Below are 25,903 nucleotides of genomic sequence, written 5' to 3'. Positions count from 1 at the left end.
TTGATGCGTGAGCATGCGGTAGTGGTCTTCTCGACCAGGTAACGCCGCCTTTGACCACGAGCGTGTAGCAAGCGCGGCAGCCAGGCCGCGAGCTCGCCGGTGACATAGTTCGTGAGGCTGGTGGGTGCCCGTACAGAACGGGCACCCACGAACTGTTGCGCTCAGGCGGTTTCGGAGGACGAGGTGTCCGGCGCCTCGGTGGGCGGGGTCGCCGGGGTGGTGTCCTCGGTCCGGACGGCCGCCCGCCGGCGGCGGCTCGGCGGCCAGTCGGGGGACTGGCGTAGACGGGCTGCCCGGCGGTTCCGCTGACGGCTGTTCATCGGGTTCGCGGTTCCTCTCTGATGAGTCGATGGATGACTAAGCCGCCGTTTCGTGCTTCTGCGAGCGGCTGGTGCCATCGTGCCCGGGGGTGAAGCGGGACCGCAGAGCGAAAACTGAGGGATAACTGAGTCCCCGGGGGGCGTGAAGAAGCAAGCGCGTGTGAAGCGGCACAGCGCGGCGCACTGATGAAGGAGCGCCGGCGAGGGGCCGGATCACTGACTGCGGCGCGGTGAGGGGGAGGGCGATGGAGGGGTACGTGCTGGGCCCGGTGCGAGCCGAAGGGGGCGGCGGCAGGAGGGTGGTCGAAGGGTCAAAGGCGGCGGCCCTGTTCGCGCTCCTGGTGACCTCGCCAGACTGCCGATGTAAGAGGAAGGACATAGCCGAAGTCCTCTGGGAGGGCGTCGAGGACGTCGGCGATCTGGTTAACCGCGTCGTCGCCGACCTGCGGAAGCGGCTGGGCCAGGAGTCCGTGCCCCATAGCGGCAAGTCGGGTTACTGCACGCTCCGCGTGCCGGTGGGAGACGTCGACCTGCTCCGTTTTCGCGAAAAGGTGAAGCAGGCTGAGGGACAGACCTGCAAAGCGCAGTTCGAGCTGCTCGGCGCGGCCTTGGAGGAGTGGGACGGCGAGGACGAACCGCTGCACGGACTGTCCGAGACCGGCTTCCACTTGCGTCGGGAGGAGCTACGGGCCGAGTTGATGGCCGCCGTGTACGCGCGGCTGGACGCAGCCTACAAGTCCAGGGAGGTCAAATGGCTGCGCGAGGAGACGGAGAAATGGTTCGAGCGCGCGCCGGAATTGCCCCAGATCTTCCGGTTCTACCTGCTCGCCCACGCAGACCTGCCGGAGTCCCAACGTGAGCGGCTCATCAAGAAGTGGGAGAAGCGCAACGGAAGAGCGGACGTCGATGTACAGAGCGCCATCGACCAGCTCCGGGGAGAGGGCCGCCGGCCGGGCGGGGCGCTCCTGCCCCCCGTTCCCGACCAGTTGCCCGGCGGCAGCCGCAAGCCGATCGGGCAGGACGAGCTGATCGGTGACCTCTTCGAGGCCGTGTGCGAGGAACAGGACGCCGGCAATCTGGCGCTGGTCCTGATCAGCGGCATGGCGGGCGTCGGGAAGACCACGGTGGCCGAGAACCTCGCCGGCCGGCTGCGGGAGCGGTTTCCCGGCGGGGTGCTGCGCGGCGAACTGAACGGATTCGCCGACGGAGACGTGCGGCCCGCCGAACCGGACGAGATCCTGGACGGCTTTCTGGCCGCGCTGCCGCCCTACACCACGGTGACCGGAACGGAGAGCAAGAGCAACGCGCTGCGGTCGGCGCTGGCCCACCGGTCGGTGCTCATCGTCCTCGACGACGCGCTCAGCGCCCAGCAGGTGCTGCCGCTGCTTCCCGGAGACGGTACCTGCGCCGTGATCGTCACCAGTCGTAACGACCTCTTGCGGCTGCAGTCCGAGAGAAAGGTGCTGTTCCGCAAGATGGAGCCGCTGCACGAGGCGGACGCCCTGGAGGTACTTCAGGAAAAAGTGTCGGCCGAGGACCGGGCTAAGCACGCCGTGCCCTTCAGCAAGCTGGTCCACCTCTGCGGTCGGCTGCCGTTGGCCCTCGTGGTGGTGGCCCGGCTCTTGGAGGGCGGTGCGCGTCCGCTGCACACCCTCCCTGCCCTGGTGCGGGAGATGGAGAAGGAGCTGGAGCGGGCGAAGCTGGACACTCTGGACCTGCCCGAGCACGAACTGTCGGTCCGCGCCGCGCTCAACTGCTCCGTGCGCGTGCTGAATGAGGAAGCCCGGCTGCTGCTGTGGCAGCTCGCCGTCCACCCCGGGCCCAGCGCTTCCTGGGAGGCGGTGATGGATCTGGGACGGGCAGTGGACGAAGGGACGCGTACCGACCGGGCCCTGGTGGACCTCGTGGCGGCGAACCTGGTGGAACATCACGGCGACCGATACGGGCTGCACGACCTCGTGCGGGCCTTCGCCCTTCGGCACGTGCGGCCGGTGCCGGACGGAGAGAACTCGGAGATCGAGCGGGCGACCGTACGACAGGTGCTGGAACACCAGCTGCACAACGTCCGCGCCTGCGACCGGGTGCTCGACCGCGAACGCACCCTGCCCACCGGCGAGCCCGGAGCGGTCAGGGTCACCGACCCCGCGGACCTCACGGAGGCGATGGCGTTTCTGGACGAGGAGTACGCCACCGTCCAGCGAGGCATTCACTTGGCGATCAATCGGCGTATCGACCGGTACGTATGGCTGCTTCCGATGGCCCTGGTCATCTACCAGTGGCGCCGCCGCCTGCTCGATGATGCGCGGCAGAACCTCCGGCACGCCGTCGAGGCGGCGGAAACCGTCGCCGGTCCGGTCGATCGCGCCATGGTCCACCGGTCGCTGGCAGGGACCCACTGGCGGCTCGCTGAGTACGACTTGGCGGTGGGCGCCCTGCGCAGGGCCGTCCGGCTCAGCGAGGAGGACCGCAGCACGGAAGGCCGGCTGAGTCTGGCCCGTACGCTGCACCGGCTCGGGCTCACCCTGCGCAAGCAGGACGACCTGACGGGAGCGGAGGAAGTGCTCCGCCGTGCACTGGAGTTGTGTCGGGAGGTGTCCGACCGGGTCGGGGAAGCGGCTGTTCTGAACGTCCTCGGCGCGATCCACCTCGACCGGGGCGAGCACGAGCGGGCGCTCCGTCGGTGCGCCGACGCTCTGGGCGTGGTGGAGCGCACGACGGAGCGCAGCGGCCTGGCCGATGTGCTGTTCACCCTGGCCAAGGTGCACCTGGCCCGTTCCGAACGGGACGAGGCCATCACCCTGTGCCGGCAGGCTTCCGACATCTACCGCGAACAGGAGAACTGGCCCAACGAGGACAAGGTACGGATGCTCTTCGCTGATGTCCTGGTGTCCGCCGGCGACACCGACGCGGCGGTGCGGGAGCTGGAGAGAGTCATCGTGCTGCGTGAGCTGATGGACGGTGAAGGGGTGCGGGAGGTTCGGGAGCGGCTGGAAGGGCTGAGGTGACCCGCCCGGTCGGCGGCCGTCGGCTCACCGTCAAAGCCGGGGCGGATGCGTGCGGTAGTACTCGGTCGGGTCCGGGCGCAGGGGCTTCGATGGCCGTCGCGAGCCGAGCTGGGGTAGGTAGCAGCGGAGCCGATCGAACACTTCACGGACATCCGCGGGGCGCTCCGCGGCCTTCCACCGGACCATCCACAGCGCCAGGGAGGCGAACTCCGGGGGTAGTTTGGCGAGCCGGTCGGCCGGCAGCACCGGGGTGCCCTCTTCCGCCCGCTCGTCCTGTCCGCCGTAGGGCAGGCGCATCACGGTCATCTCCAGCAGGATGCAGCCAAGTGCGAAGATGTCCGCTTGCCGCGTCAGACCTGACGGGCACGCGTCGGACTGCTCGGGGGAGGCCCAGCCGCGCGTGCCGCGTGCGTATTCCGTCTCCTGATCCGCCAAGACCGCGTGGCCCATGTCGATGAGCCGGAGACGGCCGTCCGGCTGCACGATGACGTTCTCGGGCTTGAGATCGCAGTGCACCAGATTCCGGTCGTGGACTTCTGCCAGAATTTCGCACAGTTGGCCGATGACGGCCGCAACGGTCCCAGGATCCTTAACGGGCAGGGCCGCCGACAGGACCTTCTGCAGTTGGTGCCCTTCGGCAAATTCCATGACCAGGCACCGGCGTCGCCGGTGTGTCCCCGTGGCGATGACTTCGGGAATCTCCTGGATTCCCGTCAGCATCATCATGCGTGACCCCTCTTTGAGGAGTTCATCGCCGGCCCAGCGGAAATCGCTCTCGGGTCCGAGGTCCCGGGCCTTCTGAAGCTTCAACGCCACCTTCTGCCCGCTGTTGCGGTCACGCCCGAGGAAAAGGTCGCCTTGGCCGCCGTCGCCGACTATGTCCAGCACTTCGTAGCGCCTCTCCACATCGCCGATCTCCTCGATCTCCCTCACGGCCATCCACCTTTCCTCCGTACGGAAATGGAGCACGAAATGTCACAGCCATGGCTGCCCCCGGACGGGGTGACCCGCACCTCCGAAGTCATCACGGTATCCGCCGGAATGTTCAAGGGGGGAGAGTTCCGATGTCCCGCCGCTGACGCTCTCAAGACCCGCGGCTACCACACCACCGACCCCGTACCGCGCCGCCGTGAGAGGCTGGAGCACTTCGCTCTGGGCCCCTTCATGGCTGCCTGCGACATCCGTTCGGGGCCTGCCGGCAGCCCGCCTCGGACACGTACCGGGCCCCTGCACGACGGTCTGCGGACCTGGTCGGAGCACGGCGTGCAGATGTACGAGTCGGCCTTCCCTCTCGACCCGGAACGTCCCCTGCACGAGGTGCCCGAGCCGTGGACGTACCGCTACCGGCCGTCCGGTCCCGACCCGCGCGACGCCCAGGAGTACCGCCTCACCGCGTGGGGCCGCTGCCTGGCTTCCCCGGACGGTGCCTACCGCGAGCTTCGTCTGCCCGTGCACCGCCTGCGGGACTGGCCGCCCGACGGCTTCACCGCGGCCGTCGCCCTGGTGCTGGCCGAGGGTGCCCCCGGACCGCCGCCGGAGCACGTACGGATCGTGGAGTTCGCGCTCTTCGACGGCCGTACGCGGGAACTCTTCGCGGGAAGCCGGGAAGAGGCGCGCGCCCGGTACCGCGAACACGGCCCCGCCGCCTTGGCCGGCGTACTGGACGGACGGGAATACCGCCCGGGATCCGCCTGTGGCGGGTGCCCCTACCTGTCGGTGTGCCCGGCCCTGCGCACAGCGCCCGGACTGCTGGGCATCGAGGCGCACGACCGACCCCGCCGCACCTGGTCGGTCACCAGCGGGCGGGCCTACCGAGCCTGCCCGGCGCGCGACCACATGCGCCGGCTGCACCTGCCCACGGCGGACTCCGTCGAACGCGAGGTGACGGCCGAGCGCGGCCGGGCCTTGCATGCCTACCTCGCCGAACGGCACGCCCACGGATCGCCTCGGCCCTGCACGGTTGAGGTCCCCGAGGAGTGGGTCCCGCAAGGATTCGACCTGCCCTCAGACGAACGCGCACTCGGTGCCCTGCTCTTGCGGCGGCACGCCGCGGTCTGCCCGCTGCGGTACGTCGGGGACGGCGCGGATGTGCGGACCGAGCCCCGGGTGGTGCGGCACGACACCACCGCCGACGTGGTGGTCCTGGCCGCGCCCGACCTGCTTTACCGGGATGCCGGGTCATGGGTGTGGCGCGAGACTAAGACCTCCGTCACCGACCGGCGGTCCGACCGCCCCCTGCTGGAGCGTTATCCGCAGTTGGCCCTGGCCGTCGTGCTGATCGCCCGCGGTGACCTGGGCGGCGAACCGTTTCGCGCCCGGGTCGAGCTAGAGGTGCTGCGCCCCGGCGGCGCCGACCTGGAGATCATCGATCCCTTCGCCCCGGCCAATCGGGTCACCGCCGAGAAGGTACTGCGGGCGATGGTGGCCGACTGGCACAGTGACGACCAGTACGCGGCCCGGCCCGGACGCTCCTGTGAGCGGTGCGAAGTGGCCCGCTGGTGCACGGCGTCGTCCGTCAGCGAGGCCGCGGCATGAGGGCGGGGTCGGCCGGCCGGGCCGATCAGCCGGACGCCGGCGAGGCACCCGAGGGCGTGGGCAGCGACCTCTTCGGCGAACTCGCCCGCATGGTGGCGGCTCTCTCCGAGGTCCAAGGGCTCCGCTCCTTCACCCTGCCCTATCCCGGCCTCGCCCAGCGGGCGCTGGATCACACGGTGATGCGCTGCCTCGAAGCGGGGGAGTCGCCGCCGAGGAGTCTTCCGGAGCTGTGGGAGTGGTGCCGGACCAGGCCGTCCGACGACTCACTCTTCGCGGTCCCCTCCTCCCTGGTCTCGCCGGGCACCACGCTGGTGCACCGGGTCGGCCGGATGCCGACCCGGTCGTGTCTCGAGGTGGCCTCGCACGGACCGGGTGGAGGCGTGGCGGCACACGCCCGCGCGCTCCTCGGGGACCTGCACGCGCGGAGTGGAACGGAAGAGCGCTACCGGCAGTGCCGGGCGTTCCTGGCGCGTCACCCGGTCGTCCAACAGCAGGACCGCTTCGCGCCGGGTTGGAACAGGGCGGTCTGGAGCCGGGTCAAGAACCTCTACGGTCCGTTGCCCGAGTTCCTGCTCGTCGACGGAGACTTCCTGTACTGCCCCTCGTGCAGGCTCCCCGCCCTGCCCCGGGACAGTGCCGTGCCCGTACCCGGACCGTCCGGCACCGGCGCGGAAGTCTGGTGCGAGGGGGAGGACTGCCCGCGCGACGCCCCTCCGCGGCTCATCCGTGAGCCGGACCAGGCGTGGATCCTGCAGCGCTCGCTGCGGTGGTACCTCGTACTGCCGCACCGCACCGACGAAGCCGCCCGGGAGGCACTGGAGCGCGCCGAAGTCGCGTACGAGACCCTGCCCGGTCTTCTGCCCGCCTACCGGCTCTGGGACACCGGCCCCCGCATCGTGGACATCCAGGTGTACGACCGCCTGCAGCCGGCGCTCCTCGCAGCCCATCTCACCGACAACACACCCCTCGCGGACCGCACCCTCGTCGTGGTCCCCGACGCGCTCGCCGGACGGGACGGCTACCGGCAGGCCTTCACCGACGCCCTTCCCGCGCTCCTGCGGGACCGGCTGGTGCTTACCACCCCCATGGACCTCGTGCCCGACCTGGGACAGGCCCGGCGAGAGGAGAAGGACGATGCGTAGCCTCACCCCGCCCTTGACCGGCGTGTTCAACGCGCTCAAAGCATTTCTGGGGTCCTCCGTGCCCCAGCCCGCGCTGGAAGCCCTCTGCCAGGTCGAACTCGGCCTGTACCTCCAGCAGAAGATGATGCCGGGCAGCCCCGCGGGCAGCGCCTGGGTGCTGTTCAGCGGGTACGGGTTCGTCGAGGCGCACCGGGCACCGCTGCCATCCGACGCGGCGAAGACCCTCCGTATCGCCCGGTACTCGCTGTGGACGCTGCGCCGGAGCCGTACCTGGCTCGATGCGCTGGACACCTACCAGAGGTTCGACCCCAGAGTGCGCGCCTACGACGTACCGGACGCCGAGACACCTGCTGCCCGCCGCGACCTCTCCGTCGCCGGCGACCGCTTCTCCGTCTACGAACAACTGCTGCGTGCCGCACCGCCGCTGGCGGGCAAGCGGCTGCCGGTCGCGGGTCAGGGCCCGCACGCCTTCCCCGTCAGTCGCACCATGGCCGTCGTCGACCTGCCGCCGGTCCCCCGCACCCCCCTAGTCGCCCACGACATGGACCTGGAACCGGCCGGCGGCGGCGAGCCCCTTGTCTTCACCAGGGAGGGGCTGGAGCGCACGGCGGCGGAAATGGACGCACAGCACACCCGCTTCGGCGAGGAACGGGCGCCGCGGTGGCTGGAGCGGTTACGGTCGTTCGACCTGTCCACCAAGGAGAACGGAACCTTCCACAAGACGAGGAAGGACGAGGACTTCACCTTCACGGTCGACGGCATCCAGCACCTGCTCGGCATCGTCGGCGCCGGCAAGAGCACACTGCGCGACATCATCGCCGTCCATCTCGCCAAGCTGGGTAAGCGCACCACCGTCGTCGTCACCGATGTCGCGGAGGTGCTGAAGCTCGTCCGGCTCTACGACCTCTATACCGACGGCGCCGCCGCACCCGTGCTCGGCTCCTCCGGCCGCGAGCGGCACGCCCAGCGGCTGCACCGCCGGCTGGCGGGCCGGGGCGAGCACCGACTGCTCGCCCACGACGACCCCGCCTTCGCCTACCTCGGCACGTCCTGCCTGCTCAACGTCAGACGGCAGGGCGCCACATCGACGACCGAACCACTCGCCTACGGCGAGGCACCCTGCTCCCGGCTCCGACCCCCGTCGGCCCTGCGCCGTGACCCGAGCGACGGACGGCACTCCGAGTGGCAGAAGAGGGCGACGAACTGCCCGTACTGGTCCGCCTGCCCCCGTCACCACGGAGCCCGCACGCTGGTCGACGCCTCGATCTGGGTGGCCACCCCGGCCGGGCTGATCGACGCCTCGCCGCCCCGCCCTCAGAACGGCGAGCGCATCCGCTTCCTCGAACTCGCCTGCCGCCGTAGTGACCTCGTGATCATCGACGAGGCCGACCGTGTCCAGATGCAGCTCGACCGGACTTTCGCACCCGCCGTGGTCCTTGCCAGCGACGAGGACAAGGGCCTCATCGACCAGCTGAGCCGGCACAAGATCCGGGAACTCGCGGCCGGCGGACGCACCCAGCTCTCCCAACGGGACGTCGAGACCTTCGCCGCCGCCCTCAACACCGCAGGCGCGGCCACCGACCGGCTGTACGCGATGCTCGTCGCCGGGTACGAGCTGCGCAAATGGGTGCGGACGGGCTACTTCAGCGCCTGGACGCTCCAGCTGGGGCTCCTCGACGAACGCTACGAACTCCCCGACGACAGCGGTTGGGACCACCCTCATCACGCCCCCCGCGAGGCTCTCGGGAAACTGCTCGACGCGTTCCGGGACAACCCGTTCGGTGATCGTCACCGTAGGACGGAGGAGGACTTCAGCCGGCTGACCGCCCTCCTCAACGAGCTGCTCCACACCGGCAACCCGGAGAACACCCGGCGCCGCCTCAGCGAGGTCATGGACGAGGTTTTCGCCATCGACTCGAAGTACATGGCTGCCCGGCAGCGGAAGTACCAAGAGGCGTACGACGAGTGGCGGCGTGAGGAGGAGGAACAGGCGAAGAAGCGCGGACGCCGCAGGAAGCCCAAGCCTCCGCCCCAGACTCCCGAGGAATGGCGGAAGCAACTCGCGGAGCGCTTCGAGTTCACACTGTTGCTCAGCGCCCTGGAACCACGGCTCGCCATGATCAACGCCATGTGGCCCCGCGTCGAGGCCGCCCTCAGCCTGGGCTTCAACACGATGTACCGCCGGCCGCTCGACTACGGCCCGATGGTGCCCGAGGCCCCGATGGGCAATGTGCTCGGCTTCCAGTTCCGGGTCCCGGGTGAGGACAAGGGCGGAGTCCGCAGTGGCGAACTGACCTTCTTCCGGTGCAGCGGCGTCGGACGTGAGCTGCTGCGTGCCATCCCCGATCTCACCTCCGTCGACGGCAGGCCCGGTGCCCACTTGCTGCTCATGTCGGGCAGCAGCTGGGCGGGCGCGTCCAGCCGCTACCACGTCTGCGTCCCGGTCGGTGTGGTCATCGAACCGCCGCTCGAGGTGACCGAACGCATCGCCAACGAGAGCTCCATGCGCTTCGAGTTCATCGACGACGGCGACGAGAAACTGCGCATGTCGGGAACCCATCCGGACGACCGCCCGGAGAAGTTGCGCCGCATCGCGTGCCATCTAGGTGAGGGCGGAGACGAGTACGAGGTTACTGAAGGTGGTCCGCTCCAGCAGGAGTTGCTCTCTCTTCCTCCAGGGCGCGACCAGATCCTTCTGCTGGTCGGCAGCTATGCCGAGGCACGTGTGGTGGCCGACACACTGCACAACCTCAACGTCCGCTGGCGCAACAAGGTGCTGTGCCTGGTGTCGGACGACGAGGAGATCACCGCGGAGGACGAGGCGCCGTCCGCCTACCACGCCCGATCACTGCGCCGGGGCGACGTCGAGCACCTGAAGGACCTCGAGGCGGACATCCTGGTGGCACCCCTGCTCGCGCTGGAACGCGGCCACAACATCCTCAACGAGGACGACGAGGCGGCCATCGGCACGGTCTACTTCCTGGCACGGCCCCATCCGCACCCAGAGGACCTCCACCTGGCCGTCAATGCCGTCAACGACTGGGTCGTCCGCGCGGTCACCGGCGGTGACTTCGCCACCCTGGTACAGGGAAAACCCACCGTCGAGGAAGGAGCGGAGGAGTTCCGCCGCCTCGCCCGTTCGTACTGGTACCAGGTACTCGCCCGTTCGATGGCGTGGAGCCGTCTCGACGACGATGTACGGGAACAGGTCACCTGGGACATGCTGGTCCTGTTGTGGCAGGTGATCGGGCGACTGGTACGCGGTGGCGTACCGGCCCGGGTGGTCTTCGTCGATGCCGCCTTCGCCCCCAATCGCGGCGCCGTACCGGCGCGGCCCGACACCCCCGAATCCAGTCTGCTGCACAGTGTCCTCGCCGTCCTGGACCCGTATTTCGACGGCGGCACGACGACCGCGGAGGAGCAGTTCATCGTCCGCGCCCTGTACGCGCCACTGCGCAGCATGCTCACCCGCCTGCTCGCCGCCGTACCTGCCCACCCGTAAGCGCCGAACCCCTGTCCCAGGAGGTAATTCCGTGTACCACCACATTCGCGTCGCGGCCTACGAACCCGACCCGCTCCACGGACCCTGGCGGGAGGAGATGAAAGTGCTGCGGCTCGGCGAGGACCTGCACGCCGAGCTCACCGGGATGCATGCCGAGGCGGACAAGAACTCCGTCCACCCCCACCGGCTCCCCGTGCGCAGGCTCAACTCCCTGCTCCAGGCGATGGCGCCAGGCGTCATCGCGACTGGCCGCAACGCCGGGACGGATGGCCGTCTGCCGTGGCTCTACGCGCGGGAAGCCGTCCCGCCGGACGTGCTGGCCCCGGTGGTAGGAGCGTGGGCGGCGGGAATGCACCGGGAGGACGACGACTCGGAGGGCGCCGATCTCGAGGAGAGGCTCCGCTCCGGTGACCCGGCCGAGACGGTACGTCTGCCCCAGTGGGAGACGGAACCGGTCGACCTCGCCGAGAGCGTGCTCTCGGCGGGCGGAACCGCCGAACCCGCCGCGCGGCTCTACAGCCTGCTGCCCGAGTGGATCGCCTTCCGGCTGGCCGCCCGGACGTTCCGCACGGGCGGCACCACACTCCACTTCCGCGTCGAGAGCTCGGGTGACGGCGCGCGACTTGTCTCCTGGCCGCCTCAGCGATACGAGCGCCGACGGCAGACCTGGTACTACTCGGCCTGCCTCACCATCACCGTCCACACCGTGCCGTTCGCCCCGCGGTTCCGCGTCCATGTGTCCACCCAGGTACGCCGGTGGGCCACCCGACTGGATGTACGCCCCCACCAGCTCGGCGGCACGACCGTCCTGCTCGACGCTCCACTGCCGTGGCCGGAAGGGCCGGACCGGGGCCACCGGCTGATGGTGAACACGCTGGGTTACGACCGGCGATCGAAGGAACTGGCCTGGCGCCGGCACAGCCCCGCACCGCTCGTGCCCGAGCTGGACATCGTGCGCAACTATCCCCGGCCCGAAGCGCTCTTCTCCGACCCCGAACGCTGGATCAACGGTTCCGGGGACGTGGCCGCCGGCATCGTCTACCACCCGTCGATCGGCCCGCACGAGGTCGGACCCGGGCTGATGCCACGGGAGCGGGCGGATCTGGACGCCTGGGTCGAGGAAGGGCTGCGCCCCCTGCTGACCCGGGTCCCCGACCTCACGCGCGTCTCCAGGAGCAACACACCCTCCCTGCTGCCCCGTTCCGGTGCCGGACGCGTCCCGGGCGTCCGCGACGCCCAGCTGGCTCTGCAACGGCGGGCGGCGCTGACACGCGCACTGAACGGCCGCCCCCTGGAGATCGACGTCTTCTGGCAGTCCCCGGAAACCCGTGCGGCGCTGCTCGCCGAGTTGCCCAAGCTCATTGGTCTTCCCGCCGGGCAGCAAGTGCCGTCGGCCGACGGAGAGACCTGGCAGTGGCAGTGCGAGGGGGTCGACATCCGCGTCCAGGCCCGGCCCGCGGGACCCTTGGCCGACCCCCTGCCGACCACCCGAGCCCGCGGGCGCCTCGGGGCCGTCCGGCTGGCCGAGGCCATCGAAGGGCGCTGCGGGCTCGTGGCGGACCGGGCGGACCCGCTCCTCGGCGGGGCCGGAGTCGTGATCACGGAGATCGCCGGCAAGGAGCGCTTCGCCGCCGTCCCGGACTCCGACCCCAAGCACGCGCTGCGCATCGCCTGGGCACGGCAGGGACGGCTGACCCAGTTCGTGAACTCGCCCGACGACACCGACAGCGCTCTGGAACACCGGGCCAGGTGGACCTGGCTGGACGCCTTCCGGCAGCTGGGCGCGATCAGCCCGCCCGCCCATCGGGTGGGAGCCGGCATTCCGGGCGACCTTCAGTACGTGGCGCTCTGGCTCGTACGCCACACCAGGAAGGGGCCCACGCGATGCCCCGTCCACCGGCTGGTGGCGGTGCGGGTGCGTCCCGGGGACGGACCGGGCGTCATCGAGGGGTGGGACGCAGAACGAGCCGAGTGGGTGCCGTATCCGAAGCTGTTGCTGCTGCTCTCCCAGGCACGGGAACCGGCGGCGAGCGGCGGGACGGAGACCGGCACGGGGAAGCTCGTCGATGACTCGGCAGCCCCGGGAGGATCCCGGCCCGCTGCCCGCCCGGGCGTGGAGCAGGACAGGCAGCGGGAGACCGAGCGGCAGATCCGGGCACTGCTCTTCCAGCTCCGCGACCGCCCGACGCTGCTGCTGGCGGACGCTGGCAATCTGCGCCAGTGCTGGCCTGGCCTGCGCAACGGTTCACTGGACCGCGACACGCTTGGTTTCGGGGCCGAACCCGCCCAGCGGCACACGCTCTACGGCCACGACCTGCGGGTGCTGCTCGTACGGGACGCCAACGCCCGGGGTGAAGTGGCGGAGTGGTACGCCCACGACACCGAGGGCGGGGTCGGCTTCGCCGAGGGTGTGTGGGGGACGGCGGATACGGAGGGCCGTGTCTTCGCCAGTACGGCCTCGAAGCCGCACACGGTGGCGAAACTGCCGAAGGGGCTCATGAAGCTGGTGCCCACGGCACAGGGCCGGACAGCGCCTGGGAAGACCGCGTGGAACCCCGGGCAACTGGAGATCACCGTGCTCGGCTGTCTGTCGGAGAAGGCGCTGACGGACTCGGGGCGTGCGGGTGACCCGCCCGACCGGCCGGCGGAGTGGGCGACGCTAACGCACCAGCTGCGTTACCACGACGACTACCCGCCGCTCGCCCGGCCTCTCCCGCTGCACTGGGCGCGTCTCGCCGGTGAGTACGTGCTTCCGGTGGCCGGAACGAAGTCAGCGGGGAGTACGTCATCCGCTTCCTGAGCGAGGTGCCGCCTGAATGGGGCGTCCCAAACGAATGACGCTGATAAGGATCAATGCTTCCTTCGTGTGAGCGCCGAAGCCTGAACCTGACCACGGGGACGGCGTCTGGTGCACTCCTTGCTGGGATCACTGGGCGTCCGCGGTGACGCTCGTTTGATGCTCTTCGCACCTGGTGGCCCCAAGATGGAGACGAGGGACTGACCTGACCTGCGGTTTTCTCTGAGTTCACCCGGGTGACATGCTTCCGATGACGCATCACGTGGAGTGCGTGGCGATTCTGGAGCCTGCGGCAAAGGGGCTCTGACCTGCGGTTTTCATGGGCACCTCAGGTGCGGCCGGGTGGACTCGACCTGTTTCCCCGAGCGCACGGTGTGGAGCACCTTTTTGGCTCGCGAAGGCTGTCCGGCCTGGCGTTCCTGCGGTGGCTGTCGAAGCGACGCGATCGTCCTTACGTACTTCGGCCCGGACGGCGACAGCCGTCCTGACGCTCAGACGACGCTCGTTCTGCTGAGGCGTCACCGCAGGGGCGGCGTCCGTACGGGCTGTTCTGCCGATGGTGTCCCCGGCCCGTGCGACGAGCGCCACCCCGGCCCGGGTTCGGCGCCGTCCAAAGAGGGCCACCGCGCGGCCGAGCGTGCTCCGCATCATCGAGGGCCTGCAGAGGTCGAGCAGGAGCCGGCCAACACCTGCCGGTTCGTCTTCCTCGACCCCCGCGCCAACGGATGTACCCCGAATGGGAACGCGTGGCCCGCGACGGAGTCGGGGGGGGTGAGGTCACCGAAAGCCCCTACGACCGTGGGTTGTCGAACCTGATCGGTGAGCAGGGTCGCTCCCTCACCGTCCACAGCGCCGAACCCGGCACTCCGGCCCTGAGGAGGACCGGAAAGGACAGTGAAGCGCTTCGATGCTCGTCAGAGCTCCAGGGCAGTGCCAAGAAGTCGGCCTCGCCGGTTGAACAGAGCGCGCTGACCCCTCTGTTGACTCCTGAAGTGATCTTGGAAGCGGCCCTTGTGTGCTCTCATGCCTTCACTTAACCTCGCAGCAACATCGAAGCGCTTCGACTGTGCAACACGTCGCAGTAATGGGATGCCTGCTCTCAGCTCAGCCAATTCCAGTCACGACACCGCAGCCGACGGCCCTCCGCCGGGTGTCCTGGTGCGCCATGAAGGGTTGACGCGATGACGCCGAATGCCGCCTCCACCTGCTGCGGACCAAGCCGGAGAGGCTTCCTCGCCTCCACGGCGTTCGCCACCGCAGCGGTGACCGGTGGGATGCCGCTGCTCACCGCCCGGGGCAGGTCCACCACCTAGGGCAAGGCCGCCGACAAGCTGCTCCCGACGCGCATTGCGGCACAGCCGGACCTTCCGTTGGAGAACGGCTCGGCGGCCGACTGCACCGGCAAGGTCCCCGCGCCCCTCAGGGGCGTCGCTCCTTCCGTCTCCTTCGCACAAGGAAGAGGTATGTCATGCGCACGCTCCACATCAGCAGAAGAGCTGTACTCGCCGGGACCGCTGTCGCAGCCGCCTCCCTGCCGCTCGGCCAAGGACGTGCGCAAGCCGCCGCCACCCCCGCGAAGAGCGGATACCGTTGGCGCAACGTGGTCCAGGGCGGTACCGGGTTCATCACCGGGGTGCTGTTCCATCCCTCCGTGCGCGGGCTGGCCTACCTGCGGACCGACATCGGCGGCGCCTACCGGTGGGACGACCAGGACGACCGTTGGATCCCGTTGACCGACCACCTGGGCTGGGACGACTGGAACCTGCTGGGCGTGGAGGCCATGGCCGTCGACCCGGCGCATCCGAACCGCGTGTATCTGTCCCTGGGCGCGTACACGCAGTCCTGGGCCGGAAACGGGGCCGTGCTGCGCTCGGATGACCGAGGGGCGACCTGGAAGCGCACCGATCTCAGCGTGAAGCTCGGGGCCAACGAGGACGGCCGGGGCTGCGGTGAGCGCCTCCTGGTCGATCCGCGCGACAGCGACACCCTGTGGCTGGGCACCCGGCACGACGGGCTGCTCAAGTCCACCGACCGGGGCGCCACCTGGCAGGCCGTGAACTTCCCGGCCGCCCCGAGCGTCACCGGCCAGGGCGTCACGCTCCTGGTCGCCGTGGGCCGCAGCGTCTACGCCGGCTGGGGCGACTCCGACGGCACCTCCGCGAACCTCTACCGCACGTCCGACGGCGCCACCTGGGAGGCCGTCCCGGGACAGCCGACCGGCACCGCCGCCAAGGTCCCGATCCGGGCCGCCTACGACCGGCACACGCGCGAGCTGTACGTGACGTACGCCAACGCTCCGGGCCCGAACGGGCAGTCCGACGGCAGTGTGCACAAGCTGCGCACGACGAGCGGGAAGTGGACCGAGGTCACCCCGGTGAAGCCGGGGGGCACGACGGCCGACGGCTCAGCCGACTCTTTCGGCTACGGCGGTGTCGCCGTCGACGCCCGCCACCCGGGCACGCTCGTCGTCTCCACCAACAACCGCTGGTCGCTGGTGGACACCTTGTACCGGACCACCGACGGCGGCCGCACCTGGACGTCCCTGAAGGACGGGGCCGTCCTCGACGTGTCTGAGACGCCTTACCTCAAGTGGGGTGCCGACAAGCCGAAGTTCGGCTGGTGGATCCAGGCCGTCGGACTGGACCCGTTCGACTCCCGGCACGTCGTCTACGGCACCGGCGCCACCCTCTACGGCACCCGCGACCTGAAGCACTTCGCCCCCCAGATCCGCGGTGTGGAAGAGGCGTCCGTACGCCAGCTGATCTCGCCCCCCACCGGACGCGCCCACCTGCTCAGCGGCTCCGGCGACATCGGCGTGATGTACCACCAACGGCTCACGGCCTCACCCTCACGCGGCATGGCGTCCAACCCCGTCTTCGGCACCAGCACCGGCCTGTCCCTCGCCACCGCCGAACCCTCCTACGTGGTCCGGGCCGGCTGGGGCGACCACGGCAACGGCGCCTTCTCCAACGACGGCGGCGAGACCTGGACCCCCTTCAGGACCCAGCCGGACCCCGCCGGGAGCGCACCCGGCCCGATCGCCACCAACGCCGACGCCAGCGTGCTGCTGTGGTCCTTCGGCACCGCCAACCCCGCCCACCGCTCGATCGACAACGGCGCCACCTGGACGGAGATCCCCACCTTCCCCAAGGGAGCGGCACCCGTCGCCGACCCCCTCGACCCCACCCGCTGCTACGCCTTCGACACCACCACCGGCACACTCTTCGCCAGCACCGACAGCGGCCAGACCTTCACCGCGCGGGCCACCGGCCTCAGCTCGGGCGACACCGAGTTCCAGCTGGTCGCGGCACCCGGCCGCACCGGCGACCTGTGGCTCAGCCTCAAGGGCAACGGGCTCTACCGTTCGACCGACGGCGGCGCGACCTTCACCAAGGTCAGCAGCTGCCACGCCTCACACACCCTGGGCTTCGGCAAGGCCGCCAGGGGCGCTTCCTACCCGGCGCTCTACATGGTCGGCGCCACGGACACCATCACCGCCGTCTACCGCTCCGACGACGAGGCGAAGACCTGGACACGGATCAACGACGACCGTCACCAGTGGGGCTGGACCGGAGCCGCCGTCACCGGCGATCCCCGCGTCTACGGGCGGGTCTACGTCGCCACCAACGGACGCGGCGTGCAGTACGGGGAGCCCGCCTGACGCGCGACAGCGCATCGGCGTCGTCCTCACCGTCCACGGCGCCTGACGGCCGCACCCGGCCACCCGGTGGGAAATCGCCTTCCTCAGCAGCAACGGCCCGCCGGGCGGCGATAAGCCCCGCTGGACAGCAGTCACTCGCAGAAGAGAAGGAACTTCATGAAAAAGTCTCGGATCCTGCCCCTGGTCACGCTTGTCTCCGCCGTGCTCGGGCTGACAGCGGCAGGTGTGACCCCTGCCTCCGCCGCCTCCGACACGCCTTTGCGGGTCATGCCGTTGGGCGACTCGATAACCTGGGGTGTGGGAAGCAGTACGGGCAACGGCTACCGGGCGCCGTTGTGGGACGGACTCGCTTCGGACGGCCACCCGCTGGACTTCGTAGGCACCGGGCGGGCCGGTTCGATGTCCGATCCCGACAACGAGGGCCACTCGGGGTACCGCATCGACCAGATCGCCGCACTCGCCGACGCCTCGCTCACCCGCTACCGGCCCAATGTCGTCACGCTGCACATCGGCACCAACGACCTCCAAGGGGCCTCCGAGGTCGACACCGCCATCGCCCGGCTGAAGTCGCTGGTCAACCAGATCACCGCCGACGTCCCCGACGCAACCGTCCTCGTCGCCTCCCTGGTCGTGTCCACCAGCAGCTCGGAGGAGCGGTTCCGGGGGGAGTACAACCAGGCCACCCGCGACATCGTCAGCGAGGCACAAGCGGCGGGCAAACACGTCGCCCACGTCGACATGAGCAGCCTGACCACGGCCGACCTGGCCGACCCCCTGCACCCCAACGACTCGGGCTACCAGAAGATGGCCGACGCCTTCCACCGCGGCATCCGGGCCGCGGACAGCGCCGGATGGCTGAAGAACCCCGCCCCCGCCCCCGCACGCGTACAGTCCGGCATCGCCGGCAAGTGCATGGACGTCAAAGGCGCCGCCACAGCCGACGGGACCGCCGTCCAGACGTGGAGCTGTGGCGGCGGTGCCAACCAGTTGTGGTCCGCCTACACCGACGGCACGCTGCGCTCCATGGGCAAGTGCCTCGACGCCGCCGGCTGGGGCACCGCGAACGGAACCAAGGTGCAGCTCTGGTCCTGTCACGGCGGCGCCAACCAGGTCTGGCAGCCCTACAACGGCGGCTACCGCAACCCCGCTTCGGGCCGCTGCCTCGACGTTCCGGGCTCCTCCACGGCCGACGCCACGCAGCTCCACCTGTGGGACTGCAACGGCGGCGCCAACCAGAAGTGGACCACTCTGACCGCCGGATGACCCCGCTCCGGGATCCGCACCCTCTCCGGGGGCGGATCCCGGAAGAAATCGGTAGCGGGCACCGCTGCGGAGCAGCGGTCATCCGGCCCACGAGCGCCGTCGCCCCTCACATTCCGCCACTTCCCCGTCGCGTTTAGCTGTTCCAGCTGTTCCAGCTGTTCCAGCTGTTCCAGCTGTTCCGGCCGAGCGGCGGGGTCAGCGCGGTGGCCGCGAGGAGCCGCAGCAGTCGTCTGTGCGGGGGAACCATGGGGGGGCCTTCCCGGCCCGCGCAGCGGTGGCCGCTTTGCGGGCCTGGTCGGCGGTCAGGGGTGTGTGACCATGTGCGCGCGGGTCAGCGTCGCAGGGTGAGGAGACCCGGCCGGTACGGCAGTTTCAGGTAGTCGGTGCCGTCCGATGCGGGGCTCCTGCCCTGGTAGAGGAACTGCAGGTTGCAGGGGTCGACGGTCATGGTCTGGTCGGGGTTGGTGCGGACCAGGTCACCGTGGCTGATGTCGTTGGTCCAGGTGGCACCGCTGTTGGCCTTGCCGGCGAAGGGGCTGCTCTCGCTGCCGGCCTGCGGTGTCCACGGACCGTTCAGGCCGGAGGCGGTGAACGAGCGGAAATAGCGGCCGTTCGCACCCATCGCCTCGACGATCATGAGGTACTGGTTCTGGCCCTTGACCTTGTAGACCTCCGGCGCCTCGAACAGCCTTTCCTTCGTGTCGCTCATGACCGTGGTGTACGACGAGCCGAAGCTGCCCGGGAAGTTCCCGATCGGCATGGTCGACTTGTAGACCTTGCCGTTGTCATCGGCGAAGAACATGTACATGTTCTGGCTGTCGGCGATCATGGTCGGGTCGATCGGGCCGCTTTCGGGGAGGCTGCCGGTGAACAGCGGCTGCGGGGCGGACCAGCCGTTGGGGTCGGTGGGGTCGCTGGACGTGCGGTAGGTGAAGGGCCAGGCGGTACCCCACCCGTTGGATGTCAGCACCCAGATGTTCTTGGGCGCGAAGTAGAACAGTTTGGGCGCCACCGCCAGGCCCTGGCTCATCCCGGTCTGGGTGGCCGTTGCCATGTCCGACCAATTCGTGAAGGGGCGGAACGCCATCGTGCCCCACGACGATCCGTCAGAGGTGGTCGCGTAGACCAGCTGTTTGCCGTTGTACGGCACAGTGGTGAAGTCCTTCAGCGCGACCCAGCCGTTCGACGGCTGCGCCAACGGGCCGGTCGACGACCACCGGTACGCCGACGGAAGAGCACACGTATCGCCCGGCGGCACGGACGGTCCCGTCCACTTCTGGTTGCTGCCGCCGTTGCAGTCCCAGAGCTGCACCGCCGTGCCGTTGCCCGTAGCGCCGCCGCTGACGTCCAGGCAGAGCCCGGACTCCACTGCGACGATCGTGCCGTCGGAGTTCACCCGCCACTGTTGGTTCGCACCGCCGTGGCAGGCCCAGATCTGCACCCGCGTACCAGCCGTGGTGGCGTGGCCGGGCACATCCAGGCACTTGTTGCCGTACACGGTCAGCTGGTTGTCGTCCGTCAGCGTCCACTGCTGGTTGGTCCCGCCCGTGCAGTCCCAGATCTGCAGGTTCGTGCCGTCCGTCTGGCCGGCGTTCGGCACATCGAGACACCGGCCGGAACCGGCGCCGCGCAACGCGCCGCTGGTGGCCGCCTGAGCCGGGTTGGCGACGAGTGTCGCCGCCGAAGCGACCAGGGCCGCGAGCACCACGGACAGATGCCTGGGGCTGAAACCACGTCTGCGCATGGGGGTCTCATTCCTTGAGTGAGCGGTTCCGGTCGGCCCCGTCAGAGGCTGTCCGGACTGTTGATGCGCTACGACCCGACCTTGGCGCTTGCCATCGAACGACAATGTTCGTTATTTCGAACAATGGTCGAAGTGTCGCGCGCAAGGTAGGGGAGAGAGTGATCACAATTCGCTTCCGGGGGGCGTCAGTTCCGCACGAGGCGCCAGCGGTTGTCGGCGGTGCCGTCGTCCGAGTCCTGTACCGCGAACGCGCCGACAGCGGTGGAGCTGTTGGCGATGGCGAGCAACTTGCCGCTGTGCACGTTGCGGATCTTGTGGGTCCCGTCTCCCTGGTCGAGCAGCGTCCAGCGGTGGTCGGCGGTGCCATTGTCCGCCCACTGCAGGACGGTCGCGCCATCTGTCGTGGACATGTCCTGGACGCCGAGCACCTTGCCGCTGTGAGCGTTGCGGAAGCGGAAGCCGTCTCCGTCGGGGATCATGTGCCAGTCGTGGTCGGCGGTGCCCGAGTCGTTCCACTGAAGAGCGCGGCCGCCGTCAGCTGTGGACATGTTCTGGATGCCCAGCACGAGTCCGCTGCTCACGTTGGCGAGACGGACGGTGCCGGTACCGCCGGTGTTCCAGTAGACGGTGTAGTTGTGGCCGTGCGCGTCGTGGAACGGGCCCAGGTCGACGGTGGATCCGTTGGCGGTGGCGGTGAAGGCGAGCGACGTGCTGCCGGTCCGTCTGATCGAGGAAGTGTCCAGCGCCGGCAGGGAGTCGAGCACGGAGTCGCCGTAGTCGCCGGACAGGACCACGGGGCCGTAGGTGATCGCGGCGACGTTCGCGTCGTCGTTGGCCGCCCGCATGACGACCCGCATGGGCAGGCGGACGGTGACCGTGTCGCCGGAGGTCCAGGAGCGGGTCAAGGTGGCGTAGCTGCCGGGCGTGGTGGTGATGTTCTGCGCCGCGCCGTTGACACTGACGGTGGCCCCGGAGGTCCAACTCGGGATGCGTATGCGCATCGCCCAGGTTCCGCCGACGTCACCGGTCACCCGCAGGGTCGTGGTGTCGCTCACGGGATAGGTCGTCGTCTGGGTGACGGTGATTCCGCGCTCCGACCAGTCGAGCACCGAGGGCACGAACATGTTCACGATCAGCGTGGTGTCACTGCGGTAGTAGAGGGAGTCCATCAGCCGGGTGTGCATCTCCAGGCCTGTGCCCTGGCAGCACCAGAAGGTGCCGTAATCGGTGCTCCACGTGCCGCCGCCCCACGCCGGACCCACGCCGCGTCGGCCTCCAGGGTTGAGCGGGGTGAAGTAGGTGACATGGCCGTGGTCGTCTGCCGGGTTCTGCTGGCCGATCATCTGGTTCAGCCACGCCTGCTCGTAGTAGTCGAACAAGGCGGCCCGATCCGGGTCCAGCGCGAACAGTTCCCGGGTGAGGGTGAGCATGTTGAAGGTGTTGCAGCTTTCGCACGTGTCCTTGCTCAGGTAGCCGGCGATGGCGTCAGGGGCACGGAAGTGCTCCGCCTGGCTGTTGCCGCCGATGGCGTAAGTGTGGTTGTTGACACAGAAGTTCCAGGCATGGGTGGCGATGTCCCGGTACCGGGTCGTGCCGGTGGCCTTGAACTCGCGGGCGGCCCCGATCCACTTGGGTACCTGCGTGTTGGCGTGCAGTCCGCTGAGCTGGTCCTGGTTGGCCGCCAGGGGGTCGAACACCGCGGCGTGATCGAACCGTTGGGCGGCGGTGAGCCACCGCGTGTCGCCTGTCTGCTGGTAGAGATCGGTCAGCACGGTGTTCATGCCGCCGAACTCCGTCTGCAGCATGGCCTGCATCTGCTGGCCGCTCAGCCGGCCGGTGCGCCGGTCGACCCACCCTGCCAAGGCGAGCAGGACGTCACGGGCTTGTGTGCTGCCGATGTGACGCCACACGTCCAGCAGGCCGGCCAAGGTCTTGTGGATGGTGTAGTACGGCACGTTGCCGTTGCTCAGGGTCCCCTGCTCGAGAGCGGTGAAGTCGGACTCGGGGTAGCCGGAGAGATACCCGGCGCCGAAACCGGCGGCACTGTTGTTGGCCTGGCATTTCGCCAACTCCGCAACCATGTGGGTCGCCTTGTCCCGGCAGACGGTGTCCCCGGTGACCGCGTAGAGCTGTGCCCACGCCGTGAGGAAGTGCCCTTGGACGTGGGTGCGGAAGGGGAACGTCGGCGCGTCCCATCCACCGTTCGCCGTCGCACCGTTGGTGGCCAGGCGGTGGTTGGCGCGGAAGTTGTACAGCAGCCGGTCGACATCGACGAACCGCAGGTAGTTCCGCGTACGGTCCTGGTTGTCCAGCCAGCGGCTCGCGGTGAGCCGGACCTGGCCGAGCGCGAAGGGATGCGCGGACACCCCGATGTCGGCCCTCGCGGGAGGGACGGCCGCTCGGGCAGGCGATGCGCCGATGAAGGAACCGGTGGCAGAGGCGACGGCCGTGGCCCCGGCTAGTTGCAGGAGACGCCGTCTGCTGACGGAGGAAGACATCTCGCACCCTTCGGTGGGGGGAAGGTGACTGCTTGGTCTTCGGTGCGTTCGTTCACAGGTCGGGCGGTCGGGCGGTCGGGTGCGACGCGTCACGTGCTCATCCGTTGGGGTCTCGGTTCGCTCAACCCTCCCGAGTGATACATGGGAGGGATTAACGGATACGGACGTTGCCCCTGTCCAGTCTCGCGACACGGAAGGCTTGGCTACTTGCGGGTTTCGTCTGGTTGCCGCCCCTGACGTTGCCTCAAATGGGGGAGTACCAGGCGGGCCAGGGTGCGCCGCACCGGCCACAACTGGAGGAGCAGGTCCAGGTAGCGGGGCAGGCCGTCGCGTCTCTGACCTGGTCCTTTCCAGGACTCGCTCAGAAACTGTTTCTCGCACCGGTGGGTCGCCGCCATCTCGGCGGCGACCCGGGATCAGCGACGACGTCTTCCTGGTGGGGCGGGGGGAGCCGCGCCCAGGTCGTCGTCGGTCGGTCTTCCGTTCGCGGCAGGCTCCCTCAGGTGCGGGTCCAGTGCTGGTTGGTGCCGTTCGAGCAGGAGTAGAGCTGGATCTGGGTGCCGTTGGCGGTGCCGGCTCCGACGGCGTCGAGGCAGAGGCCGGACTGGACGCCGACGATGGATCCGTCGGAGTTGAGGCGCCACTTCTGGTTGTCGGCGCCCCAGCAGCTGTAGATCTGGACCTTGGCGCCGTTGCCCGTGCCGGCGGCGTCCAGGCACTTGTTGCCGTAGACCCTCAGCTCGCCGGCGTCGGTGTACGTCCACTGCTGGTTGGTGGCGCTGTTGCAGTCCCACAGCTGGACCTGGGTGCCGTCGGTGGTGCTGGCGTTCGGCACGTCCAGGCAGCGTCCCGAGCCGACGCCCTTGATCTGTCCGCCTCCCGTGGGGGGAGGCGTGGTGGTGGAGCCGCCGTTGAGCGCGTTGAGGACGGCGGTGTAGGCAGGCTTCTTGCTGCCGTCGCCGTTGAACAGCAGCGGCGTGTCCCCCGAGCGCCAGGAGTCGGTGTCGCGCACACCCCAGACGGTGATGCCGAGGCAGCGCGAGACGGCCAGGCAGTCGTTGGTGACGTTGGCGTAGGTCGTGGACGAGGCGCCCTGGATGTCGAGTTCGGTGATGGCCACGTCGACGCCGAGAGCGGCGAAGTTCTGCAGGGTGGTGCGGAAGTTGCTGTTGTACGGGCTGCCGCTGTTGAAGTGCGACTGGAACCCGACGCAGTCGATCGGCACGCCGCGCTGCTTGAAGTCGCGGACCATGTTGTACACGCCCTGGGTCTTGGCCCAGGTCCAGTTCTCGATGTTGTAGTCGTTGTAGCAGAGCTTGGCCGCGGGGTCGGCGGCGCGCGCGGTGCGGAAGGCGACCTCGATCCAGTCGTTGCCCGTGCGCTGGAGGTTGGAGTCCCGGCGGCCTCCCGAACCGTCGTCGGCGAAGGCCTCGTTCACGACGTCCCACTGGGCGATCTTGCCCTTGTAGTGGGCCATCACGCCGTTGATGTGGTCGATCATCGCCTGGCGCAGCTGGCTGCCGCTGAGGCTCTGCATCCAGCCGGGCTGCTGGGAGTGCCAGGCCAGGGTGTGGCCGCGCACCTTCTTGCCGTTCTGCACGGCCCAGTTGTAGACGCGGTCGCCGGCGGTGAAGTTGAACTGGCCCCGCTGCGGCTCGGTGGCGTCGATCTTCATCTCGTTCTCGGGCGTCACCATGTTGAACTCACGGTTCGCGATCGAGGTGTACGCCGAGTCACCCAGCCTGCCGGAGGCGATGGCGGTGCCGAAGTAGCGGTTGCTCTGCGCCGCCGCGGCGCCGAGCGTGCTCTCGGCGGCGTGTGCGGCCGGCGGCGCGACCAGTGCGACGGCCGCACCGAGGACGCCGACGAACAGCGCCAGCAACAGGCCGCGGATTTTCTTGTGGACAACGGATCTGGCAAGGGCGTACGAGCCCATGGCTGTGCCTCCAAGGTGGACATCACGGAAGGACTCACGTGCAGGGGGTTGCGTCATCCGCAACCGGTGGGCAGATGGGCGGGGCGGAGCCTGGGTTGCCGGGAAGAGCCAGGGTGCGCTGGCGTGAACGTCCCCGGATCGACACTGGGGTGGCGCGGGTGCTCTGGTGGGGGCGATTGCTCCGGCAGGAATGATTGAGGTGTTGACGAGGCATCGTCAATAGTCCTCACAAGAAAACATTCCGTTCCATCTTCGAAACATTCGAATTCCTGGAACGGGAGGCGAATCTGCCCCGCTTTCTGCGTCGGTCCGCCTTCATTCCGGTGACCGGTGCACCGCGACTCGGCTGTTGGTCAGCGCCGCCTGCCGCGCTTGTGTCGCGGCGGTCTCGAATGTTTCGACCTCACTGGCGACGCGTGCGAGAGGTGTTGACGCCGTTCACCGGTTCCCTATCATTCAGCTTGCTCGACACCTCGGCCCTTGTTCGATATTGCGAACGCGTCGAGTTGCGCGTCCGCCACTGTGGTCACGGGCCGTTGCGCACCGCACTGCACCGACAGTCCGGACAACCTCTGACGAGGCCGACCGGAACCGCCCACTCAAAGGTTGAGGAAACCCCCATGCACAGAGGAAGTTTCGGCCGCAGGCATCTGTCTGCGGTGCTCGCCGCCGCGGTTGCGGTCCTGTCCGCGTTGGCGGCGATGCTCGTCGCCACTCCGGCTCAGGCGGCTTCCACCGGCGCCTTGCGCGGTGTCGGTTCGAACCGGTGCCTCGATGTGCCGGGTGCCGCCCAGACCGACGGCACGCTCCTGCAGATGTACGACTGCTGGGGCGGCACCAACCAGCAGTGGACGCTGACGGACAGCGGCCAGCTCACCGTGTACGGCAACAAGTGCCTGGACGTTCCGGGCCACTCCACCACGGCCGGAACGCGGGTGCAGATCTGGACCTGTTCCGGCGGCGCGAACCAGCAGTGGCGGGTCAACTCCGACGGCACGGTCGTCGGCGCGGAGTCCGGGCTGTGCCTGGAGGCCGCGGGCGCCGGCACGTCCAACGGCACGGCGGCGCAGATCGGGACGTGCAACGGCGGCAGCAACCAGAAGTGGACCGGCCTGTCCGGGACCTCGACCCCGCCGGACGGCACGTGTGCCCTTCCGTCGACCTACCGGTGGACGTCGACGGGTGCGCTGGCGCAGCCGGCGAACGGATGGGTTTCGCTGAAGGACTTCACCACCGTGACGTACAACGGCAAGCACCTGGTCTACGCGTCCAACGTGTCGGGCTCGTCGTACGGCTCGATGATGTTCAAGCCCTTCACGAACTGGTCGGACATGGCGTCGGCCGGCCAGACCGGCATGAACCAGGCCGCGGTGGCGCCCACGCTGTTCTACTTCGCGCCCAAGAACATCTGGGTGCTCGCGTACCAGTGGGGTGCGTCGCCCTTCGTCTACCGCACGTCGAGCGACCCCACCAACCCCAACGGCTGGTCCGCTCCGCAGC

13 protein-coding genes and 1 pseudogene are annotated in these 25,903 nt (G+C 69.1%); 9 read left to right on the top strand and 5 right to left on the bottom strand.

Annotated features, from left to right (window positions below):
* Positions 1–161: 161 nt before the first annotated feature.
* Complete coding sequence (locus IEZ20_RS31565) at positions 162–320, bottom strand: hypothetical protein (RefSeq protein WP_157854403.1); 159 nt, start codon at positions 318–320, stop codon at positions 162–164.
* Positions 321–619: 299 nt separating this feature from the next.
* On the opposite strand from IEZ20_RS31565, the gene IEZ20_RS31560 reads away from it, so the two are divergent.
* Entirely contained in the window at positions 620–3,325 is a 2,706-nt protein-coding gene (locus IEZ20_RS31560; RefSeq protein WP_189305031.1) for an AfsR/SARP family transcriptional regulator, read from the top strand.
* Between the two features lie 30 nt (positions 3,326–3,355).
* Here IEZ20_RS31560 and IEZ20_RS31555 read toward each other — a convergent pair whose 3' ends face one another.
* A complete protein-coding gene (locus tag IEZ20_RS31555) occupies positions 3,356–4,258 on the bottom strand; it encodes a serine/threonine protein kinase (RefSeq protein ID WP_189305029.1) in 903 nt (300 codons plus the stop codon).
* 39 nt (positions 4,259–4,297) lie between these two features.
* On the opposite strand from IEZ20_RS31555, the gene IEZ20_RS31550 reads away from it, so the two are divergent.
* The 7 genes and pseudogenes from IEZ20_RS31550 (at position 4,298) to IEZ20_RS31525 (ending at position 18,225) form a co-directional block, all read left to right on the top strand.
* The gene (locus IEZ20_RS31550; RefSeq protein WP_189305028.1) at positions 4,298–5,860 is read left to right on the top strand and encodes a PD-(D/E)XK nuclease family protein; all 1,563 of its coding nucleotides are present in this window, start codon (positions 4,298–4,300) and stop codon (positions 5,858–5,860) included.
* Positions 5,857–7,002, top strand: coding sequence for a pPIWI_RE_Y domain-containing protein (locus IEZ20_RS31545; protein WP_189305026.1), 1,146 nt, complete (start codon positions 5,857–5,859; stop codon positions 7,000–7,002). Before IEZ20_RS31550 ends, IEZ20_RS31545 begins: the two co-directional genes overlap by 4 nt.
* Positions 6,995–10,504 (top strand): pPIWI_RE_Z domain-containing protein, encoded by a 3,510-nt coding sequence (locus IEZ20_RS31540; protein WP_189305024.1) that lies wholly within the window; start codon positions 6,995–6,997, stop codon positions 10,502–10,504. Before IEZ20_RS31545 ends, IEZ20_RS31540 begins: the two co-directional genes overlap by 8 nt.
* A 31-nt stretch (positions 10,505–10,535) precedes the next feature.
* Positions 10,536–13,304 carry a pPIWI_RE module domain-containing protein gene (locus IEZ20_RS31535; RefSeq protein WP_189305022.1) on the top strand — a complete coding sequence of 923 codons (2,769 nt, stop codon included), beginning with the start codon at positions 10,536–10,538 and terminating at the stop codon, positions 13,302–13,304.
* A 1,178-nt stretch (positions 13,305–14,482) separates the two neighbouring features.
* A pseudogene (locus IEZ20_RS40045) lies at positions 14,483–14,764 on the top strand (Tat pathway signal sequence domain protein); the annotation flags it as partial.
* A 5-nt stretch (positions 14,765–14,769) separates the two neighbouring features.
* On the top strand, positions 14,770–16,962 hold the full coding sequence (locus IEZ20_RS31530) for a 1,4-beta-glucanase (protein WP_189305020.1): 2,193 nt from the start codon (positions 14,770–14,772) through the stop codon (positions 16,960–16,962).
* 156 nt (positions 16,963–17,118) lie between these two features.
* The gene (locus tag IEZ20_RS31525) at positions 17,119–18,225 is read left to right on the top strand and encodes a ricin-type beta-trefoil lectin domain protein (RefSeq protein WP_189305018.1); all 1,107 of its coding nucleotides are present in this window, start codon (positions 17,119–17,121) and stop codon (positions 18,223–18,225) included.
* A 331-nt stretch (positions 18,226–18,556) separates the two neighbouring features.
* On the opposite strand, the gene IEZ20_RS31520 is transcribed toward IEZ20_RS31525, so the two are convergent.
* The 3 genes from IEZ20_RS31520 to IEZ20_RS31510 form a co-directional block, all read right to left on the bottom strand.
* Entirely contained in the window at positions 18,557–19,969 is a 1,413-nt protein-coding gene (locus tag IEZ20_RS31520) for a non-reducing end alpha-L-arabinofuranosidase family hydrolase (RefSeq protein WP_189305016.1), read from the bottom strand.
* A gap of 185 nt (positions 19,970–20,154) precedes the next feature.
* Positions 20,155–22,467, bottom strand: a complete 2,313-nt coding sequence (locus tag IEZ20_RS31515; RefSeq protein WP_189305014.1) for a beta-L-arabinofuranosidase domain-containing protein — start codon at positions 22,465–22,467, stop codon at positions 20,155–20,157.
* A 499-nt stretch (positions 22,468–22,966) separates the two neighbouring features.
* Entirely contained in the window at positions 22,967–24,403 is a 1,437-nt protein-coding gene (locus IEZ20_RS31510) for an endo-1,4-beta-xylanase (RefSeq protein ID WP_189305012.1), read from the bottom strand.
* A 620-nt stretch (positions 24,404–25,023) separates the two neighbouring features.
* Between IEZ20_RS31510 and IEZ20_RS31505 the strand changes: the two genes are divergently transcribed.
* On the top strand, positions 25,024–25,903 hold an 880-nt coding region (locus IEZ20_RS31505), incomplete at its 3' end, for a non-reducing end alpha-L-arabinofuranosidase family hydrolase (RefSeq protein WP_189305010.1).

This window comes from Streptomyces cinerochromogenes, assembly GCF_014648635.1.
Taxonomy (GTDB): Bacteria; Actinomycetota; Actinomycetes; order Streptomycetales; family Streptomycetaceae; genus Streptomyces; species Streptomyces cinerochromogenes.
Note: the sequence above shows the minus strand (reverse complement) of the source record. Positions and strands in the feature narration are given on the sequence as shown.

Bases quoted from the DNA above. Each gene is read 5' to 3' on its own strand.
- IEZ20_RS31525 (WP_189305018.1), top strand. From the start codon at position 17,119: ATGAAAAAGTCTCGGATCCTGCCCCTGGTCACGCTTGTCTCCGCCGTG.
- IEZ20_RS31540 (WP_189305024.1), top strand. From the start codon at position 6,995: ATGCGTAGCCTCACCCCGCCCTTGACCGGCGTGTTCAACGCGCTCAAA.
- IEZ20_RS31530 (WP_189305020.1), top strand. From the start codon at position 14,770: ATGCGCACGCTCCACATCAGCAGAAGAGCTGTACTCGCCGGGACCGCT.
- IEZ20_RS31550 (WP_189305028.1), top strand. From the start codon at position 4,298: ATGTCACAGCCATGGCTGCCCCCGGACGGGGTGACCCGCACCTCCGAA.
- IEZ20_RS31520 (WP_189305016.1), bottom strand. From the start codon at position 19,969: ATGCGCAGACGTGGTTTCAGCCCCAGGCATCTGTCCGTGGTGCTCGCG.
- IEZ20_RS31565 (WP_157854403.1), bottom strand. From the start codon at position 320: ATGAACAGCCGTCAGCGGAACCGCCGGGCAGCCCGTCTACGCCAGTCC.
- IEZ20_RS31515 (WP_189305014.1), bottom strand. From the start codon at position 22,467: ATGTCTTCCTCCGTCAGCAGACGGCGTCTCCTGCAACTAGCCGGGGCC.
- IEZ20_RS31545 (WP_189305026.1), top strand. From the start codon at position 5,857: ATGAGGGCGGGGTCGGCCGGCCGGGCCGATCAGCCGGACGCCGGCGAG.
- IEZ20_RS31510 (WP_189305012.1), bottom strand. From the start codon at position 24,403: ATGGGCTCGTACGCCCTTGCCAGATCCGTTGTCCACAAGAAAATCCGC.